This window comes from Providencia sp. (assembly GCF_052096715.1).
Classification (GTDB): domain Bacteria; phylum Pseudomonadota; class Gammaproteobacteria; order Enterobacterales; family Enterobacteriaceae; genus Providencia.
On sequence record NZ_JBQDNB010000011.1, the window covers coordinates 13,578 to 34,435 of the forward strand.

Genomic DNA, 20,858 nt, shown 5'->3' on the forward strand with positions numbered 1-20,858 from the left:
ATTGCAGCCAATTTTCATCTTCGCTGATTAATCAAGCGCTATACCTGATAACCGACAACAAAAAATAAGCATCATAGTTCAACAGCCCCGAGGAACAGCGCATTAGTTCGGTCCCATATAAACGATTAGGAGAAGGTCCATGGGTCTGTTTGACAAACTGAAATCACTAGTTTCGGAAGACAAAAGTAGCAGTGGCAGTATTGAGATTGTTGCACCTATTTCAGGTGAAATCGTCAATATTGAAGATGTTCCAGACGTTGTGTTCGCAGAAAAAATCGTCGGTGATGGTATTGCTATTAAACCTGCTGGCAATAAAATTGTTGCACCTGTTGATGGTACCATCGGTAAAATTTTTGAAACCAACCATGCATTTTCCATTGAATCGGATGATGGCATAGAACTCTTTGTTCACTTCGGTATTGATACCGTTGAACTCAAAGGCGAAGGCTTTAAGCGTATCGCTGAAGAAGGACAAACAGTGAAGAAAGGCGATTTGGTAATCGAGTTTGATTTAGCGCTGTTAGAAGAAAAAGCCAAATCAGTTCTTACACCAGTTGTGATTTCTAACATGGATGAAATCAAAGAATTGACTAAACTTAGCGGTTCAGTAACCGTAGGTGAAACCGTTATCATGCGCATTAAAAAATAGTGAATTATCATTCACGTTTTTTTTGATTCCGGTGTTAAAAAACCATCAGATGCAAAATATTACATCTGATGGTTTAGATTTATTCGTTTTTAAATCATCATTATATCTTCTACGCACTTATCTTTAAGCCCGCCGCGCATGATTAATTAGCTATCAAAAACGCCTGTTGATAAATAACGATCGCCTCTATCACAAATGATAGCAACAATAATTGCACCAGGATTCGCCTTAGCGACTCGTAGAGCCCCTGCAACTGCACCACCTGAGCTAACGCCACAGAAAATACCCTCTAGCCTTGCTAGCGCTCTCATCGTGTCCTCAGCATCTTGCTGATTAATATCCAATACGCTATCGACCAGTTCACTGTCAAAAATACCCGGTAGATACCCCGGTGACCAACGTCGAATTCCCGGAATTTGACTTTTTTCTGCTGGCTGTAACCCAACAATATGCACATGCTCAGATTGAGATTTTAAATAGCGGCTAACACCCGTAATAGTGCCCGTTGTTCCCATACTTGAAACAAAATGAGTAAGACGACCTTTTGTTTGCTGCCAGATTTCAGGTCCTGTGGTGTTAAAATGCGCTAATGGATTATCAGGGTTATTAAATTGATCTAATACTTTCCCCTCTCCCCTTTGCTCCATTTCTTTCGCCAAATCACGTGCCCCTTCCATCCCCACCGTCGTATTTACTAACAATAGCTCTGCACCATATGCTTTCATCGATGCTTGGCGCTCTTTACTCATGTTCTCAGGCATCAACAACTTTAACTTGTACCCTTTGACTGCGGCTATCATTGCCAATGCAATACCCGTATTACCGCTTGTCGCTTCAATCAATGTATCACCTGGTTTAATTTCACCACGTTTTTCTGCTTCATTGATCATTGAAAATGCAGCTCTATCCTTCACTGAGCCAGCAGGGTTATTCCCTTCTAATTTCACCCAGATTTCAGCATCAATTCCTTGCGTCAAACGCTGAAGTTTCACTAATGGTGTATTGCCAATAAACTGTTCCAGAGTTGACACTTCATTTTCCTTATACTAATTTATTATAATTAATAACAAATACTACCCCAACATCAATAACAGAACACCTGAAATAAATTCATTTTTATTATTTAACAAATAGAGTTGATTATTGTTATTACTATTGTTGATATAGCGAATTGATATAATATATTACAATAATAATATCATATTACCAATCTTATTCTTTTGCGGAATAAAACCAATAAATCAATGAATATCAATTAATTAAATGAACCGTCAACCATAATGACTTTATAAAAATTCATTGGTTTATATACGGGTAAATGATAGGGATATAATCAGGAAGGTACTCAGGAATATAACACCAATAATGTTCAATTTATTGGTGTTATATATATTGAAACTATAGATAATAATAGTTTATATTCATGCGCTTTGAGCTAATTGGGGAAATAATAATTCTGTTTTACCTTGGTAGATTTTTGCTTGCTGGCTACCGAGGAAATACTGCTCCCCTCTAAGTGGAATAGTATTTGAGTTTTGCCAAATAACTGAAATAGGATCTTTACTCCAACCTAGCGGCTGGACCGTCAATTGCCAAAAGTGCCCTCTTGGGCCAGATTCTGTCACTCTTACCGGTAAACGATGCTGTTCATCAACTTCAGTTTTCAATGAAATATCCCAAGGCCTTAAAAAGACATCTACATCACCTTGATGCGCACTGGTATGGTTTAGTGGGAATTCATAACTATCAATATGCAATTGCGACCCAATAATACGACCATGCAACTGATTCACTTCCCCCATAAACTCTAGTACAAAACGCGTTTCAGGGTGCTGCCAAATATCATTTGGAGTGCCGACTTGTTCAATCGCACCTTGACTCATCACCACAATTCTATCTGCCACTTCCATGGCTTCTTCTTGGTCATGAGTAACAAAGACACTGGTAAATTTAAGTTCTTCATGTAATTGTCTTAACCATCGACGCAACTCAACTCTAACCTGTGCATCTAAAGCGCCAAAAGGTTCATCTAATAATAGAATTTGCGGCTCGACTGCAAGGGCTCTCGCCAGTGCAACACGCTGTTTTTGACCACCGGAAAGCTGTGCTGGATAGCGTGATGCTAAATGTGCCAATTGCACCATATCTAGTAGCTGCATCACCTTTTGTTTAATTGCTTGTGCAGATGGGCGCTCTTTTCTTGGCAGTACGGTTAAACCAAAAGCGACATTATCAAATACGGTCATATGACGAAAAAGAGCGTAATGTTGAAAAACAAAACCAACACGGCGATCTTTGGCATGAATACGGCTTACATCATGCCCATGAAAACGTAAAGTACCTTGGCTTTGTTGCTCTAATCCCGCAATAATCCTCAGTAGAGTTGTTTTCCCTGAACCTGATGGACCTAACAATGCCACCATTTCACCCGATGCAATATCCAAAGAAATATTATTTAAAACTTCGGTTTTAGCAAAGAATTTGCCAATTTTTTCAATTTCAATACTCATAATTAATGGACTCCTGACTCGGATTGCTGTCGGCTCAGATGCCATTGCAATGCGCTTTTGACTATCAAGGTAAGCATTGCCATCAATGCCAAGATTGCTGCCGCGGTGAAGGCACCAACAGTATTATAATCTTGATGCAATAATTCAACTTGTAACGGCAGAGTATAAGTTTCACCTCGAATAGAACCTGAAACTACTGAAACTGCACCAAACTCACCGATGGCTCTTGCGTTAGTGAGCACCACGCCATATAGCAATGCCCAACGAATGTTAGGTAATGTCACGCGCCAAAACATTTTCCAACCCGATGCACCAAGCAAAACTGCGGCTTCATCTTCTTGGCTTCCTTGGCTCAACATTAAAGGAACCAACTCTCTAACTACAAATGGACAAGTCACAAAAATTGTTACTAATGCCATACCCGGCCAAGAGAACATCAATTGAATATCGAATCCTTCTAACCAGCTGCCAAACCAACTGTTAGAGCCATAAAACAACAAATATAAGAGCCCAGCGACAACCGGTGATACTGCAAAAGGAATATCGACTAAGGTCAGTAATAATTGCCTACCTGGGAAATGAAAGCGCGTCACTAACCAAGCCATCATAGTACCGAAAATCAAATTTACGGGCACTGTGATTAATGCAATGAGCACGGTTAAGCCGATAGCATGTAGCATATCCGCATTACCTAAATTCATTAAAACCGCATCTAAACCTTTTTGAAATGCAGTAATAAAAATCCAAACAATAGGGATCACTAACAGTAAAATAGAAAAAAAGATGCCTATCGCAATTAAACTCCATTTACCCCAATTAATAGGTAATTTATCGGCTGTCGATATCGGTGTGATTTGAGCCATTATTTACCCCCTAACCTTTTACCAAAGCGACTTTGTACCATATTGACACTAAATAGAAGGAGTAATGAAACCGCTAAAATCACTGATGCAACAGCACTAGCTGCGGGGTAATCAAATTGCTGTAATTGACTAAAAATCATGAGCGAAACCACTTCGGTTTGCCATGCAATATTGCCCGCAATAAAGATAATTGCACCAAACTCGCCAAGACTTCGGGTAAATGAGAGTACCGTTCCAGCCAGTAACGCAGGAGAAACTTCGGGTAGCACAACACGCCGAAAAGTCTGCCAACGACTAGCGCCCAACGTCTGTGCGGCTTCTTCATATTCAGGCCCAAGTTCTTCTAATACAGGCTGCACTGTCCGAACAACGAAAGGGATACTGGTAAATGCCATCGCGACAGCAATACCTAACCAAGTATTCACCACTTTAATATCAAACTGATGAAGGTATTGACCATACCAACCTGACGTTGCAAATAATGTTGCCAAAGTCAGCCCTGCAACTGCGGTAGGCAAAGCAAAAGGCAAATCGACCAAACCATCAAGAAATAATCGACCAGGAAAGCGATAACGCGTTAGTATCCACGCCAGCAACATGCCAAAAACAGCATTAAATAGACTTGCAACCAGTGCCGCCAGCAAAGTAACTTTATAGGCCGCGACAACTTGCGGATAACTAATCACCGCCCAATATTGTTGCCATGTCATTTCTGATAGCTGAATAACCAATGCACTCAGTGGCAGTAGTAAAATCAAACAGGTATAAAGTAAACTGCTACCAAGTGTTAAGCCAAATCCAGGCAGAAAACGCTTTCCTGACTTACTCATTAACGCCGTCCTTGAGCCATTAGTTCATCGAACTCCCCGCCCGTTGAAAAATGTACGTCCATTACTTTTGGCCAACTTCCAAATTGCGACTCGACCGTAAATAACTTAGTTTCAGGAAATTTAGCTTTATTCGCAGCCATTACCGTTTTATCGTTAACTCGATAATTAAAACGAGTAATTGTTTGTTGTGCTTGTGGGCTATAAAGATAATTCAGATAAGCTTTAGCGGCGTCTTCCGAGCCATTTTTTTGCACATTTTTATCGACCCAAGCAACCGGGAATTCAGCCAAAATATCGACAGGTGGAACAATCACCTCATAATCAGACTCACCGTACTGAGTTCGAATATTATTCACTTCTGATTCGAAACTAATCAATACATCCCCAAGTCCTCGTTCAATAAAGGAGGTAGTTGCACCACGACCGCCAGTATCAAAGACTTCAACGTTTTTCAAAAATTGTTTAACTTGTTCGCGTGTTTTTTTGACGTCACCTGCATTCTCTTGGTTAAATGCTCCCCATGCAGCTAAATAGGTATAACGCCCATTACCGGATGTTTTTGGATTAGGGAAGATAAGTTTGACATCTTCGCGCGCAAGATCATCCCAAGTTTTAATCCCTTTTGGGTTTCCTTTACGTACTAAAAAAGCCATTGTGGAATAGTATGGTGAGCTATTATTCGGTAAACGAGCCTGCCAATCTGCCGAGATCAAATTTCCTTTATCATGCAATATTTGGACATCAGTCACTTGATTGTAAGTCACCACATCAGCTTTCAAGCCTTGTAAAATAGCTAAAGCTTGCTTTGATGAGCCCGCATGAGATTGTTTAATAGTCAGCTTGTCATTGGGATGCGCTTCATTCCATTGTTTTTCGAAATCAGGATTTAGCGCGACAAATAATTCACGAGAAATATCATAAGAGCTGTTCAGCAATTCGGCTGCAATAAGTTGTGAGCTACCAAAGAGCGCAAATGTCGCCAAGCTCGCTAAGGCTGTTTTCTTGATAATCATTTTTTTCATTAGATACCTACTCGTGACTAAACCAAAACTACAGGATGAAGAATACTGTATATGCTTTAGTTATAACTGTGTAGTTATCAATCACCATTTAATATATCAAATTAGAATATCAAAGAAATTATTGAAATAAGCAGTAACATCTCTTTTTAGTTTAATAGGTTAGCAATATGAATACTGCTCATTTGAATGAGTTATAAATAAGATCCTTTCATTTAGCTTTCTATTTTTATCGAAAATATGTTTAAGAAATTACTTCAAATAATTTGAGCTGTAACGAAGTAACAATAAATTCACCCAAGAAGCATGCTCAAATATGCGACTTGGATGAATAAAAGCTACAATTTGAAATATAACGAGTTTAGAGGGAGGTCAGCGCCTCTATCGACGGCGCATAATAATAGCTACCGGATACAGCTTTCGTCATTCTTAACAGATCATCGTATTTGCCGTCTTGTTCCCCAAACATACTGAGTAATTGTTTTTCAATATTATGTAGCGTTGCACAATAGGCAATAAAAAAGAGTCCATGCTTACCACTTGCAGTACCGTATGGCAGGCTGTGGCGCATAATTGACAACTCTTCACCGTCTTCTTCAATCACCACACGAGAAACGTGAGAAGTCACATTACGCACGTCTTCATCTAACTCGACGCTATCATGTTTTGTACGACCAATCATTTTTTCTTGTTCGTGCTCTGAAAAACGATCCCATTTCTTCAAGTCATGTTCATAGCGTTGCACTAATACATAGCTTCCGCCTTTATCATTGCCGTTATCAATTAATGTCACTTCAGCAATTTCTTCTCCTTGCGGATTTTCAGTGCCATCAATAAAGCCACTTAAGTCGCGGTCATCCACCCAACGGAAACCATGAATTTCTTCCACAACTTGAATTGATTTTCCGAATGCTTTTAATGCGGCTTGGGCCAATGAAAAATTAATATCATGGCGTAATGACTGAATATGGATAAATAAATCTCTTTGGGTTGCTGGTGCTAACCCTTTGCCTAGCGCTCTAAATGGTTTTAATTCAGGGGCACTTTGTGCCTGCCCAAGTTGCTTCCAAACTTCTGAGCCAAACGCAATGACGGCACCAAGGCGGTCATCTGGGTACTTTGATTGTAACTTCGTCAGTTCATCAACGAAATGCTTACAGGCTAATTTCACATCGTCCAGAGAGCCTTCAACCATTGCTTCAATAAATATACCGAAACGACTATGTTCTTTCAAAATACCACTTTGGGAATGCGACATGCTATAAACCTCGTAAAATGAATATGTTATCTAACGCTATATAACCTATATTATCCTATTAATTGCTATTTTCACCTTGTTTTAGCGCAAGACTTGATAGAAATTTAACCTCTATTATAAGGCTGAATATTGAGGAAGGGAAAATGATGAGGAATATTAAAAAGATAATACCGTAAACGTTTGATTCGCTTACGGCATTTTGCAAAAGAAGATAATTACTTGGTCCAAATAATTTGTGAAACTTGCCAGTCTTTAAGGTCACTATCTGAAGGCATTAAATTTTCAGGTCCATGCCACTTACCACTAAATCGATAAACCACTTTTTTGCTTTGCTTTGCGGTACATTCAACCGTAGGTATATCATTCATTCTGGCGCCAAGTACGCAAACTCCAAAAGCTTTATCATAAATATCGCTAAATGAAGTACCCACTTTAGTATCCCATTCAGTCACTACATCAGGGTCGCTAATGATAATGCGTGAAACATACCCATTCTCTGGCCCGATGACTTCAATTTTAATTTTTTCATCATCAATACCTTGGAAAATAGTCACCACATCGCCATTTTCCATTTGCATCCCACTTCTCATTGTATAGCGGTCATCAAGTTGCTCTTTAACAATATCCATTTTCATTGGCGTCATACTCGTCACTTGACCGACACCTGAATCTGACACGACCAATGGACTACTAAACCAAGTCAATGGTGACGTAAACCAAGTCGATGGCGAAAAAGCACTTGTACCTGCACAACCTGACAATAATACAGTGCCCACGAGTAGGGTTACCTTTAACATTTTTGCCATAATACTGACATTTTCCATTGTATTTTGGGACATTGTACTTTGAGACATAGCATCCTCTTAAATCGGTTGTGTAATCCATACTGTGACAACCTATTTAAAGAAACATTCAAGAAAATATCTCTATATAAGGTCAATACACTTAAAAATCGGTGTCATGAGATAACTTTTTAGAATAAATCAGACGCACAGGCTGCTCTTCTTCATACAACATTTTTTCAAACATACAGGTTGCCTCATCAAATTCTTCATTCAGCAATAATTCAATTTTTGCACAGCCTCGTGCGATTAATTTTTTTTCGAGACGGCTTACCAACGCGTTTGCGATCCCACGACCACGGTACTCGGGATGAACCGCTAAATAAACAGCCGTTCCGCGAATGCCATCATAGCCTCCCATAATGGTACCAACCACTTCACCTGTCACTTCAGCAACCAAAAAAAGATCTGCGCCACATTGTAATTTACGCTCAATATCAAGTTCAGGATCCCCTGTAGATTCATTCAAATCACAGCGTTCCCACAACGTAATGACTTCTTCATAATCACTTTGGCGGAAAATACGTATTTCCATAATAATTATCCAATTAAACTGAGCTTTCTGTCATTATCACTGCTTTTTAAACACAATCAATATTCAATATGCCTTTTTTAGTTCAAAAGGGTATACTTTACCCATTATTTTTTGCTGATGGTTCTATTAAAAAACAATGAATTACCCTGATATTGCTCGTGTAAAATCCTTTTTGCAAAGCTTGCAAGAGACGATTTGCCAAAAACTCACTGAACTCGATGGTAAAGAAACTTTTCTAGAACAAACATGGGAACGCTCTGAAGGTGGTGGTGGACGTAGCCGTGTCTTGACGAATGGTGCAATTTTTGAGCAAGCCGGTGTAAATTTTTCGCATATCAAAGGTGAAAAACTCCCCGCCTCCGCTTCCGCTCATCGCCCTGAACTTGCAGGTCGTAGTTATCAAGCAATGGGCGTTTCTTTAGTCATTCACCCCCTAAATCCTTATATTCCAACCACTCACGCCAATGTGCGTTTTTTTATTGCCGAAAAAGAAGGTTGTGAGCCTGTATGGTGGTTTGGTGGGGGATTTGATTTAACGCCTTATTATGGTTTCAACGAAGATGTCATTCATTGGCATACCGTTGCCAGAGACCTCTGTACACCCTATGGCGCTGATATTTATTCTAAATATAAAAAATGGTGCGACGAGTATTTTTATCTAAAACATCGTAATGAGCCACGCGGTGTTGGCGGCCTATTCTTTGACGACTTAAATCAGGATGACTTTGAGACTTGTTTCAATTTCACCCGTGATGTTGGAAATGGTTTTTTACAAGCCTACGCACCTATTGTTGAAAAACGTCGAACCCATTCATGGGGTGATAGAGAACGGCAATTTCAATTATATCGCCGTGGCCGCTACGTAGAATTTAACTTAGTGTGGGATAGAGGAACTTTATTTGGTTTACAAAGTGGAGGCCGTACTGAATCTATTTTGATGTCCATGCCACCATTAGTCCGCTGGGAATATGATTATCATCCTGAAGCCGACAGCCCAGAAGCCAAGTTGTATACAGACTTTTTAGTTTTGGGAAAAGAGTGGCTAGACAAATAACTAATGGCACAAGTTTATGTAATAAAACAGTAACGAGTCGAGATTATAACTCTAATATAAATTAGCAGTAATTACTTAAAAACCTTAATTATCAACCAGTTACATTTATCTCATTAGCAGTTTATGATTCCATTTCACCCACATGAAATGGAGTCAATTATGAGTAAAATTCTTGGACGTTCACTGTTATCACCTTGTTTAGTTTCTAATTTCTATAAAGAAACTCAGTGCATACATTTAAAAAATACACTTAACCATATTAATGAAATTATGAGTCGCACTTATTCAGAAGAAGATGCGGCATACCAGAGAAGTTTATTTTCCTGCGCTAGTGGTAACACTAAAAGCTATAATCGAATCATTAGAGATGCTAAAAAACGCAGGGAAGATAGATATCACAACCATTCTGATCTACCTATTTGCAGCCGTGATAAAATGCCAACAGATCAGCACATGCCTCATCAAGATTTCTCCATTGTTATGCAAGAAGAAGATACCGTTGCACCTAGCATGGCTGCGCACCATGTTTTTCATTCCATCGGGATCATTCGTTCATTTTTTGAAGAGAAATTAAACATAGATAAAATGTTTGGATGTGATACTGATATTAATGCGGTCATTCATTATGGTTCAAATTACGCCAATGCATTTTGGAATTCTCAAGCTATTTTCTTTGGGGATGGTGATGGTAAAACTTTTGGCCCTTTCTACAATGATATTGATATAGTAGCCCACGAACTTTCCCATGGTTATATTAGTTCTCAAGCAGATTTCGATTATGTATTTCAATCTGGTGCACTGAATGAATCGGTAGCGGATGTTATTGCCATCATGGTAAAACAGTTTGTTAATAACGAAAGTGCAAACGAGTCTAATTGGCTATTAGGCGAAAATCTTTTCCTTGATAAAGTCAAAGCCCCCGCATTACGCTCATTAAAGGAACCCGGTACAGCTTACCACATAGATAATCTCAATTATGACCCGCAAGTCGGTCATATGAATGATTATATGGAACTCTCTATTTTTGTTGATAACGGTGGTGTCCATATCAATTCAGGGATACCCAATAAAGCATTCTATCTATTAGCATGCGAGCTCGGTGGAAATTCATGGGATGTAGCAGGGAAGATTTGGATTGCGGCAGTTTCTGACCCTCTAGTTACTCGAACCTCAACATTTAAACAGTTTGCTAATGCTACAATTAGAGCAGCTAAAAACCTGTTTGGTGTAGATATCGCAGTAAAAACGCGTCAAAGTTGGCTTGATGTTGGGTTACAACTAGAGAATATCTAAGTTCTAACGTATTAGTTTTAAATAATAAATAGCCTCAATTAATCATCTATTTTTCTTTGTCGGCCGTAAATTTGGCTGACTTTTAAATTAAAATAGATTTAGATATTAAAAGGCCTACATCTAAGAAATTCAATTTCTATTTCTTTTCTTCAGCCTTTCAGTAAACAACTCTTATTAATCTATTTCCAGATTAACGTTTTTTCTTTTTACGCCCCGGTTGGGTAAATTTTTTCTGCGATGATGTATCTGGTTTAGCTTTAGGTTTAGCTGCTTGGGTATTGAGTTTAGCCTGAACTTTTGGCTTAGCTTGTTTTTTTGGCTTTACATCAGACTCTGATTTTTCAATTAAATTAAATAATTCAACCAATTCGTCATCTGTCAAATCTCGCCACTCACCCACTGGAATACCCGTCAATTTCACATTCATGATGCGAACACGTTCAAGTTTCGTCACTTCAAAACCAAAATGTTCGCACATCCGACGAATTTGACGATTAAGACCTTGAACTAAAGTGATCCGGAAAACAAACGGAGCTTCTTTTTTAACTTTACATTTCTTGGTCATCGTACCGAGGATAGGTACACCAGCGCCCATGCCAGTAATAAAATCATCAGTAACCGGTTTATTCACGGTCACAATATATTCTTTCTCGTGAGAGTTACCAGCACGTAAGATTTTATTCACTAAATCCCCATGGTTTGTTAGAAAAATCAAACCTTGAGAATCTTTATCTAATCGACCGATTGGAAAAATACGAGTACTATGATTCACATAATCGGTAATGTTATCTTTTTCACCACTTTCGGTAGTGCTCACAATGCCCACTGGCTTATTCAGCACAATTAGCACTAAATCATCTTCATCACGCGGCTCAATCAGTTGTCCGTTAACTTTAACCACATCACCACTAAAAACTTGTGAGCCAATGGCTGCGCGTTTACCATTAATAAAAACATTACCTTGCTCAATATAACGGTCAGCATCACGTCTAGAGCAAATACCACTCTCACTAATATATTTATTAAGACGAGTAGAAGCATTAATTTCCATTGTTACCCTCAATTATTAGCACCATATATAAATTTTATCTTTATCTATTTTAAATGGGTTGGTGCTCGATTTTTGAATGACTGACTATACTTTCAGAACTGCAAGAAAAACATAACTCATTAAATATAGTAAAAAGCCGTAACAGCATGAATTTGTTACGGCTTTTTAGTAGCTTGCTGAAAGTAATTAATTACCTTCGCATTCGCTTTTAAAACTAGCGTTTTTTCATATGCTGCATCAGGCGCTTACGCTTACGTAGCTGAGTTGCCGTTAGTTTATTTTTCTTGTTTGCATATGGGTTTTCGCCTTCTTTAAATTGAATGCGAATCGGTGTACCCATCACTTTTAAAGACCGACGGAAATAATTCATCAAATAACGCTTGTAACTATCAGGTAGATCAGTGACTTGGTTACCATGAATAACGACGATTGGTGGGTTATGTCCCCCCGCATGCGCATATTTTAATTTTACACGACGACCACGAACAAGCGGCGGCTGATGTTCATCTTCTGCCATGCTCATAATGCGTGTCAACAATGCGGTTCCAACTCGACGTGTCGCTGACTCATAAGCTTCTTGCACTGATTCAAACAGATTACCCACACCACTACCATGCAATGCAGAGATAAAATGGATACGTGCAAAGTCAACAAAACCAAGACGTAACTCAAGCATATCTTTGACATGGTCACGATCTTCAGGCTTCATACCATCCCATTTATTGACTGCAATCACTAAAGAACGGCCGGCATTAAGAATAAAACCTAATAAAGACAAATCTTGGTCTGAGATACCTTCTCGTGCATCAATAACCAGTAAAACAACGTTTGCATCTTCAATAGCTTGCAGCGTTTTAATTACTGAGAATTTTTCAACTGTTTCAGTCACTTTACCGCGTTTACGCACACCCGCAGTATCAATCAATATATATTCGCGCTCGTCGCGTTGCATCGGAATATAGATACTATCGCGAGTCGTGCCTGGCATATCAAAGACAACAACACGATCTTCGCCTAAAATACGGTTTGTGAGGGTAGATTTGCCCACATTAGGACGCCCAACAATTGCCAATTTTATCGGTAATGTTGTTGGGTCGAAATCATCTTCTTCCTCTTCTGCAAGCTCATTTTCAGCTTCCAGCGCAGCCCAGTAGGCAGCATTTTCTTCTTCATCGGTGAGCTCAACATCTTCATCTTCAGTTTCGATGAAAGGTTTTAATGATTGCTCAATCAATTGAGTCACACCGCGGCCATGGGAAGCGGCTATTGGATGAATTTCACCAAGACCCAGTGAATAAAAATCACCGATAACTGTGTTTGCATCAATACCATCAGTTTTATTTGCAACGAGATAAGTTTTTTTCTTGCGGCTACGTAAATGCTTTGCAATACCTTCATCAGCAGGCATTAATCCTGCTCTCGCATCGACCATGAATAGGACGACATCGGCTTCTTCAATCGCTTGTAACGATTGCGCAGCCATATGCGTTTCTACGCCCTCTTCTGTACCATCGATACCCCCTGTGTCGATAATAATAAATTCATGCCCTTCTACTTCGGCACGACCATATTTACGATCACGAGTCAGACCGGGAAAGTCCGCTACAAGTGCATCACGGGTACGGGTTAATCGGTTAAATAACGTGGATTTTCCTACGTTTGGACGCCCAACCAGCGCTACGACGGGTATCATTCTTAGATGCCTCACAACTTTAATTAACTAAAAGAATTCTGACGCATAAGTACAAGCACACTCAGAAAACAAAAAAACGAAACGGTTCCTTGATTCAGGAACCGTTAATTTTATCGATAAATTGACAACTTGTCAGGAAATTAACGCGTTAACAGATAAACCGTTCCGTTTCTTGCCTGAACCATTAATTTATCACTAGCAACAACTGGGCGACTATGAATACCAGAGCTGTTTAGCTTGTTTTGCGCGACAAAACCGCCAGTAGCCATATCCAACCAGTGCAGGTAACCTTCTTTGTCACCCACCACTAAATAACCATTAAACATTTCAGGTGCTGATAAACCACGGTTTAGCAAATCTTCTTGTGTCCACAGAGTCACACCATCACTCTTACGTACGGATAATACGCGATCGTTCTGGTCAACAAGATAAAGATTCTCGCCCGAAAGCACCATGTTATTCACTGAGCCTAATTCGCGTTTCCACAGAATTTGACCTGAACGCATATCCAAAGCCGCTAATGTTCCGTTATATGCGATTGCATAAACTTTACCGTCATCAATAATTGGGCTCATATCAACGTCATCCAAGCGGCCAATCTCGGTAGAGCTTGTTACTTGAGAAATACGTTGTTGCCAAATCAGCTGACCTTGTGAAAGTAATACAGCACTAACTCGACCATTATCACCACCAACAATGGCGGCACCGAAGGCGACACCAGGCGCTGATTCACCGCGTAAAGACAATGAAGGCGTATCCATGTTCACTGTCCATTTAATTTCACCGCTGTTTTCATCTAACGCTTGCAATTGTCCATTACTGGTGTGGATCATCACGAGATCATTGCTCACCACAGGTCTAGATAATGCTTCACCTGCGACTGGAACATCCCAAACGACCTGACCATCTTCTTTATTCAAAGCAATGACGGTACCGCGTTCAGTTCCAATGAAAATTTTATCATTAGAGATAGTCAAGCCACCGGATAACAGCGCAGATAAATTCGCAGAAAGGAAACCTGTACGCTTAGAGAGATCAACAGACCAAATTTCTTTACCACTATCAAGCTCTAGTGCTTTAACTAGACCTTTACGATCGGCGGCATAGACAGCAGTACCATCCCATACTGGTGACAGCTCTGAATAAAATTGTTCAGTACCATTACCCACTGATTTATCCCAAACGATAGATGGGGTAAATTGATTTTCAACCTGAGGTAGCGGAGCCATGATAATAGAATCAGTTTCGCTAGAACAACCGGCAAGTAAAGCTGAAGCGACTAGGCCAATCAAGAGAGTTTTGCGCAACTGCATGTTTGTCGTTTCCTTTCTTCTTATGAATTAGATACGTTGTTCAATTTCAGAGTTAAAATGCCTCTGAGAGATTGAGAACCATCACTTTCTAACCCCTGAGTGTACGCCGCTTTCGCGCCTGCTTTATCACCCTTTTGGAGCAAAACATCACCACGGACATCCTGTGCAGCAGCCTGCCATGACTTACCTTTAATATTTTCAATCGACGTCATCGCTTGGTCTAGATTACCAAGAGCCAATTGGACTCTGGCTAAACGAAAACTAATTAAATCTTGCATATCGACGGTTTTAGCTTTCGATAAAGCATCAGTTAATGCTTTTTGTGCATTAGCCAAATCGCCTTTATCCACTGAAATCTGAGCAAGTTCAAGCCCCATCATTGCGCTATAAACATCATCTGTTTCCGCCGCAAATTTTTGTGCGGCTTCAATTCCTTGAACAGTTCCTGAATGCAACTGAGTGCTAACAGCTTCATATTTTTGAGCACTTTCTTGCAAAACGTTAGTTTTATGAGATTGCCAGTAATTCCAACCAAATACGCCACCCACACCGATGACAAGGCCAACCACTAATGCAACACCATTATTAGCAAAAAAACGCTTAATCGCATCGACTTGATCATTTTCGTTTGTATAGACTTCCACTTGTCTCTCCTTAACCTAACAGCTCAGCTAAACGCGATGCCATTAATTGCTGTGAAATGGTTTCTTGGTTGCCCGTGCGCAAATCTTTGATTGTCACTTGGCTATTTTGAATTTCGTCTTCACCCAAAATAAGTGCGATTTTAGCACCTTGCTTATCGGCTCTTGCAAGCTGTTTTTTAAAGTTGCCGCCGCCATGATTGGTCATCAAACGCAGTGTTGGCAACTCATCACGTACTTTTTCAGCCACTAACAATGCAGCTTGTTGGCTATTTTCACCAAATGAAGCCAAATAAACATCAGCCACTGACATATCTGCGATAAATTCTGGGTTAACTTCTTGAACCAGTAGAACCATACGTTCCATGCCCATAGCAAAGCCAACAGCAGGTGTTCCACGACCACCAAGTTGCTCAACCAGACCATCATAACGACCACCTGCGCAAACCGTCCCCTGAGAGCCAAGTGCAGTTGTCACCCACTCAAACACGGTACGATTATAATAATCTAGGCCACGAACCAAACGTTGATTCACCCGATATTGAATTCCAGCGCTATCTAACAGCTTACATAAGCCGTCAAAATGTTCACGTGATTCCGCATCGAGGTAGTCAAATAGCTCCGGTGCATCATTTAATAGTGTTTGCACATCACGATTTTTTGAATCCAAGACACGCAAGGGATTAGTATACATACGACGTTTACAGTCTTCATCGAGCGTTTCTTTATGCTGCTCAAGGAATGCAACTAATGCATCACGGTAGTTAGCACGTGCTTCAAGTGAACCAATTGAGTTCAGTTCAAGCGTTACGTGATCGCTAATCCCTAATGCTTTCCACCAGCGTGCAGTCATTAAAATAACTTCTGCGTCTATATCTGGACCGGCTAAACCAAAAACTTCTGCACCTAATTGGTGGAATTGGCGATAGCGGCCTTTTTGAGGGCGTTCATAACGGAACATTGGCCCCAAGTACCATAAACGCTGTTCCTGATTGTACAGCAAACCATGCTCAATACCTGCGCGTACACAACCGGCAGTATTTTCAGGCCGCAAAGTCAGACTTTCTTCATTACGATCATTGAAAGTATACATTTCCTTTTCAACGACATCCGTAACTTCACCAATCGCTCTACGAAATAGCGGGGTCTGCTCTACAATCGGGGTACGAATTTCACTAAAACCATAACCCTGTAAAATATTTTTCAATGTTGCTTCGATTTTTTGCCATACTCGGGTATCAGCTGGCAAGTAATCATTCATGCCACGAATGGCCTGGATATTTTTTCCCACTTTATTTCTCTATTTTCAGAATTACATAAGTTCGATTATAAGAGCGAAGTATCTTCAGGTTCAATCAACAAACTGTATTTAGTCCCTGCAATCGGGATTATTCTGTTGATTTACACCATTAGCACTTAAAATTTCAAAAATCGGCCAATCAAAAACGCCGTTACACTCAAAAAATAACTCAAGTTGAATGCGAATAACTACACTACAACTTGAAGCATAACGAGTATATAAAAACTGGCTCATTCGAGCCAGTTGTCCAATACTATTTTTCGAGCAAATTAACTTCTATACGATTACTTTCATCAAGCATCGCCGCTTTAGCGCGAATTTTGGCCTCAAGCTGATCGATAATATTATTGTTATCAAAACGCTCTCTTTGACGAACACCGTCTTCATAGAAACCGCTTTTCGTTTTTGCACCGGCAACACCCAGCGTTGAGACTTCAGCTTCACCTGGGCCATTCACCACACAACCAATAATAGAAACATCCATTGGCGTAATAATATCTTCTAAACGCTGCTCTAATTCATTCACCGTGCCAATTACATCGAATTCTTGACGCGAGCAAGTTGGGCAGGCAATAAAATTAATACCACGGGAGCGAATACGCAACGATTTCAGTATATCAAAGCCCACTTTAACTTCTTCAACAGGATCTGCGGCTAATGAAATACGTAAAGTATCACCGATACCTTCTGACAATAACATACCAAGGCCAATAGCTGATTTTACAGAACCGGCACGTGCGCCGCCTGCTTCAGTAATTCCTAGATGCAAAGGCTGATCGATTTTAGTTGCTAGCAAGCGATAAGACCCGACAGCCAAGAAAACATCAGAAGCTTTAACACTAATCTTGAATTGGTCAAAATTCAGTCTATCTAAAATATCAACATGGCGCATTGCTGATTCAACCAACGCTTCAGGGGTCGGTTCACCATATTTTTCTTGAATATCTTTTTCTAATGAGCCGCCATTTACACCAATACGGATTGGAATATTATAATGACGAGCGCAGTCAACAACCTGGCGAATACGTTCTTCGCTACCGATATTTCCGGGGTTAATGCGTAAACAATCAACACCATACTCCGCAACTTTTAAGGCAATACGATAGTCAAAATGAATATCAGCCACTAATGGTACGTTAACACGTTGCTTAATGAGTTTGAATGATTCTGCGGCATCCATCGTCGGAACAGAAACACGTACGATATCAACGCCAACACGCTCTAACGCTTGAATCTGACGAACAGTCGCATCAACATCTGTTGTGCGCGTATTCGTCATTGATTGAACGGCGATAGGTGCGCCATCGCCAATAGGCACATTGCCTACATAAATACGGGTGGATTTGCGTCTTTTTATCGGTGATTCAGTATGCATTTTTTGTTAATTCTCCAAACGTCCATGTGCTCTTTAATACTTTAGTATAATGTATGGTTTTTACTTCTTACGCATTCCACTATACACAAGAAAGCAAACTATAAACTATCACAAAAGAGGTTTTAGGATATAGTCTGCTTCTTTGCATTATTCTTACCAATTAAGCTTCTGGTAGTTTTAATCTAGCTGGACGGTTGGCTTTAATAAATCGGCTAAGATCAACGGTATTACCTTGAAACTGAATAGTCACATTCGCTGGCGCGCCAATATTTAAGCGAAAAGGCTGTGTACCATTTAACTCTAATTTATCACCGCTATTTTTAGTTCCGCTGAAAACGATTTTATTATTCGCATCACGGATCTCTAACCAGCAGGGTCCGCTGAAATTCAATGCCAATGCGCTCGTGCTAACAGGTGCAGCATCGACAGTTTCAGCAGATTGAATTCGATTAACAGCAGGCGTTGATTGCTGTGTATTTGGCAATGGGATCGTTCTAACCGGCTGCACTTCGGTATCTTGAATACTCAAAGGTTGATCTTGAGTTAATGTAACGGCGGCGCCATCAACAGTATCATTATTAACGACCGGATTAGTAACAGGATTAGCCACTGGCGTATCTACAGATGGACTTGATAACTCAACCGGATTTGTATCGCTACTTTGTTGAGATAAAATCAAATCACTTTGATTTGCCATTGTAACCAGCTCATCTTTTTGAGCGTTATGATCTTGCCACCACCAAAAACCAACCATTGCTATCAAAACAATAACAATCAACCAAGTCAGTTTCATTAACCAACCTTCGCGTTTTTTGCGTTTTTTACCCAGAGAGTAACTTTGCATTGGGGAAACATTTGAAACTTGGATAGGCTCATCTGTTTTTAATAAAACCTGTATTTCACTTTCGGGAATACTCACCATACGAGCATATAATCGAATATAGCCACGTAAAAAAGTAGGTTCTACACCGGTTGGATGAATATCTTGTTCTATCTCTTTTACTGTACTGATCTTCAGGCAAAGCCTCTCCGCAACAGTTTCTTGAGATAAGCCCTTACGCTCACGCGCTTGTGATAATAATTGTCCTACAGTGACATTAGTTTGTTCGCTATTATTTTCGATAGTCATTTGCTGATAGCACTATTTCCAAGTTGAAAAAATATAAAGCAAACTTTACAGCGCTTTATTCGTCTTAGTTCATCATAGCTATGAAGCAACAATTAAATTTATTGCTCCAACTATTGTAGGTGAATAAGGGTATTTTGCCTAACCATAAAATACCCCGAATCATAACCTAACTCACTGATTAGATATTATCTATAAGTCAGACTGCTTTTACCTCAATAGGTTCCCCGACTAAGCGTTTTTTCAATGTCCGCTTCGTTCTATCGATAACATCGCCAGCCAATTGTCCGCAAGCAGCATCAATATCATCACCACGAGTTTTGCGTACTATTGTTGTAAATCCATATTCCATCAATACTTTAGAAAACCGATCGATACGACTATTCGAGCTGCGCCCGTAAGGTGCGCCAGGGAACGGGTTCCAAGGAATCAAATTAATTTTACTTGGCGTGTTTTTTAAGCACTCAGCTAACTGATGGGCTTGTTCAACGCTATCATTGACATGATCTAACATGACATACTCAATGGTTACACGGCCTGAGTTTGCATTCGATTTAGTCAGATACTGATTAACACTCGCTAACAAAGTTTCGATATTGTATTTTTTATTAATAGGCACAATATCGTCACGGATATCATCTGTAGGCGCATGTAACGATATCGCTAATGCCACATCAATCATATCACCGAGTTTATCGAGAGCAGGAACAACACCTGATGTCGATATTGTCACTCGGCGTTTAGATAAACCAAACCCAAAATCATCAAGCATAATTTCCATGGCAGGCACTACATTATTCAGATTAAGTAATGGCTCACCCATTCCCATCATTACAACGTTAGTAATTGGACGACGACCACTGGATTTTAATGAGCCAATTATTTTAGCCGCACGCCATACTTGGCCAATAATTTCAGAAACACGTAAATTACGATTGAATCCTTGCTGAGCCGTTGAGCAGAATTTGCATTCAAGAGCACAACCCACTTGTGATGATACACATAGGGTTGCTCGGTCATCCTCAGGGATATAAACCGTTTCAACTTGTTGATCGCCAACGGCGATTGCCCATTTGATGGTGCCATCAGATGAGCGTTGTTCTTCAGAAACTTCAGGCGCACGAATCTCAGCAATGGCCTGTAGCTTAGTACGAAGCACTTTGTTGATATCGGTCATTTGCTCAAAATCATCATAGCAGTAGTGATAAATCCATTTCATCACTTGATCAGCTCTAAAGGGTTTTTCACCTAATTGAACAAAAAATTCACGCATTTCTTTGCGATTTAAATCAAGTAGATTAATTTTTTGATTGTTTTTTTCTGGCGTGACAGAAATAGCAGAAGAAGTGGCACATTGTGCGCTGGTAGTCGTATTGGACATGGTGTATTGCCTCGTTATTACACTTTCGGCGACGCTAATAATAGCACAGCATATATAAATAAATAGAACGTATTTTATAACAAAAATTATAGGAGCATTTGGCAGTAATAGAGCCTTCAATTTAA

General features: G+C 39.9%; 19 protein-coding genes. 3 read left to right on the top strand and 16 right to left on the bottom strand.

The window, feature by feature from the left end; genetic code table 11:
• Positions 1-139: 139 nt before the first annotated feature.
• On the top strand, positions 140-649 hold the full coding sequence (crr, locus tag ACTH6U_RS10575) for a PTS glucose transporter subunit IIA (RefSeq protein ID WP_294110655.1): 510 nt from the start codon (positions 140-142) through the stop codon (positions 647-649).
• A 146-nt stretch (positions 650-795) separates the two neighbouring features.
• Here the strand turns inward: crr and cysM are convergent, their stop codons facing one another.
• From cysM to ACTH6U_RS10615, 8 genes are all read right to left on the bottom strand, one after another.
• A complete protein-coding gene (gene cysM / locus ACTH6U_RS10580; RefSeq protein ID WP_434719242.1) occupies positions 796-1,680 on the bottom strand; it encodes a cysteine synthase CysM in 885 nt (294 codons plus the stop codon).
• Positions 1,681-2,070: 390 nt separating this feature from the next.
• The gene (gene cysA / locus ACTH6U_RS10585) at positions 2,071-3,159 is read right to left on the bottom strand and encodes a sulfate/thiosulfate ABC transporter ATP-binding protein CysA (protein WP_441832161.1); all 1,089 of its coding nucleotides are present in this window, start codon (positions 3,157-3,159) and stop codon (positions 2,071-2,073) included.
• 2 nt (positions 3,160-3,161) lie between these two features.
• A complete protein-coding gene (cysW, locus tag ACTH6U_RS10590) occupies positions 3,162-4,022 on the bottom strand; it encodes a sulfate/thiosulfate ABC transporter permease CysW (RefSeq protein WP_441829939.1) in 861 nt (286 codons plus the stop codon).
• Positions 4,022-4,852, bottom strand: a complete 831-nt coding sequence (gene cysT / locus ACTH6U_RS10595; protein ID WP_294110646.1) for a sulfate/thiosulfate ABC transporter permease CysT — start codon at positions 4,850-4,852, stop codon at positions 4,022-4,024. The genes cysW and cysT overlap by 1 nt, the downstream gene beginning before the upstream one ends.
• On the bottom strand, positions 4,852-5,874 hold the full coding sequence (locus tag ACTH6U_RS10600; protein WP_441832162.1) for a sulfate ABC transporter substrate-binding protein: 1,023 nt from the start codon (positions 5,872-5,874) through the stop codon (positions 4,852-4,854). Before ACTH6U_RS10600 ends, cysT begins: the two co-directional genes overlap by 1 nt.
• A 358-nt stretch (positions 5,875-6,232) precedes the next feature.
• Positions 6,233-7,129 (bottom strand): Dyp-type peroxidase, encoded by an 897-nt coding sequence (locus ACTH6U_RS10605; RefSeq protein ID WP_294110642.1) that lies wholly within the window; start codon positions 7,127-7,129, stop codon positions 6,233-6,235.
• Between the two features lie 215 nt (positions 7,130-7,344).
• Positions 7,345-7,983, bottom strand: a complete 639-nt coding sequence (locus tag ACTH6U_RS10610) for an RpoE-regulated lipoprotein (protein ID WP_441832163.1) — start codon at positions 7,981-7,983, stop codon at positions 7,345-7,347.
• Between the two features lie 91 nt (positions 7,984-8,074).
• Positions 8,075-8,506 carry a GNAT family acetyltransferase gene (locus ACTH6U_RS10615; RefSeq protein ID WP_294110639.1) on the bottom strand — a complete coding sequence of 144 codons (432 nt, stop codon included), beginning with the start codon at positions 8,504-8,506 and terminating at the stop codon, positions 8,075-8,077.
• A gap of 136 nt (positions 8,507-8,642) precedes the next feature.
• On the opposite strand from ACTH6U_RS10615, the gene hemF reads away from it, so the two are divergent.
• Together hemF and ACTH6U_RS10625 are read left to right on the top strand one after the other, a co-directional pair.
• A complete protein-coding gene (gene hemF / locus ACTH6U_RS10620) occupies positions 8,643-9,560 on the top strand; it encodes an oxygen-dependent coproporphyrinogen oxidase (RefSeq protein ID WP_294110637.1) in 918 nt (305 codons plus the stop codon).
• Between the two features lie 159 nt (positions 9,561-9,719).
• Positions 9,720-10,853, top strand: a complete 1,134-nt coding sequence (locus ACTH6U_RS10625; protein WP_441832164.1) for a M4 family metallopeptidase — start codon at positions 9,720-9,722, stop codon at positions 10,851-10,853.
• A gap of 190 nt (positions 10,854-11,043) precedes the next feature.
• On the opposite strand, the gene rluF is transcribed toward ACTH6U_RS10625, so the two are convergent.
• The 8 genes from rluF to ACTH6U_RS10665 form a co-directional block, all read right to left on the bottom strand.
• A complete protein-coding gene (gene rluF, locus ACTH6U_RS10630) occupies positions 11,044-11,904 on the bottom strand; it encodes a 23S rRNA pseudouridine(2604) synthase RluF (protein WP_294110633.1) in 861 nt (286 codons plus the stop codon).
• Between the two features lie 214 nt (positions 11,905-12,118).
• A complete protein-coding gene (gene der, locus ACTH6U_RS10635) occupies positions 12,119-13,597 on the bottom strand; it encodes a ribosome biogenesis GTPase Der (RefSeq protein WP_434719248.1) in 1,479 nt (492 codons plus the stop codon).
• A 140-nt stretch (positions 13,598-13,737) separates the two neighbouring features.
• Entirely contained in the window at positions 13,738-14,910 is a 1,173-nt protein-coding gene (bamB, locus tag ACTH6U_RS10640; RefSeq protein WP_294110629.1) for an outer membrane protein assembly factor BamB, read from the bottom strand.
• 20 nt (positions 14,911-14,930) lie between these two features.
• Positions 14,931-15,554, bottom strand: a complete 624-nt coding sequence (locus ACTH6U_RS10645) for a YfgM family protein (RefSeq protein WP_441832165.1) — start codon at positions 15,552-15,554, stop codon at positions 14,931-14,933.
• A gap of 10 nt (positions 15,555-15,564) precedes the next feature.
• Positions 15,565-16,842, bottom strand: a complete 1,278-nt coding sequence (gene hisS, locus ACTH6U_RS10650; protein WP_441832166.1) for a histidine--tRNA ligase — start codon at positions 16,840-16,842, stop codon at positions 15,565-15,567.
• 262 nt (positions 16,843-17,104) lie between these two features.
• Positions 17,105-18,226 carry a flavodoxin-dependent (E)-4-hydroxy-3-methylbut-2-enyl-diphosphate synthase gene (gene ispG / locus ACTH6U_RS10655; RefSeq protein WP_294110623.1) on the bottom strand — a complete coding sequence of 374 codons (1,122 nt, stop codon included), beginning with the start codon at positions 18,224-18,226 and terminating at the stop codon, positions 17,105-17,107.
• Between the two features lie 160 nt (positions 18,227-18,386).
• The gene (rodZ, locus tag ACTH6U_RS10660) at positions 18,387-19,355 is read right to left on the bottom strand and encodes a cytoskeleton protein RodZ (protein WP_441832167.1); all 969 of its coding nucleotides are present in this window, start codon (positions 19,353-19,355) and stop codon (positions 18,387-18,389) included.
• A 196-nt stretch (positions 19,356-19,551) separates the two neighbouring features.
• Positions 19,552-20,733, bottom strand: a complete 1,182-nt coding sequence (locus ACTH6U_RS10665) for a bifunctional tRNA (adenosine(37)-C2)-methyltransferase TrmG/ribosomal RNA large subunit methyltransferase RlmN (protein WP_336431050.1) — start codon at positions 20,731-20,733, stop codon at positions 19,552-19,554.
• Positions 20,734-20,858: the final 125 nt, after the last annotated feature.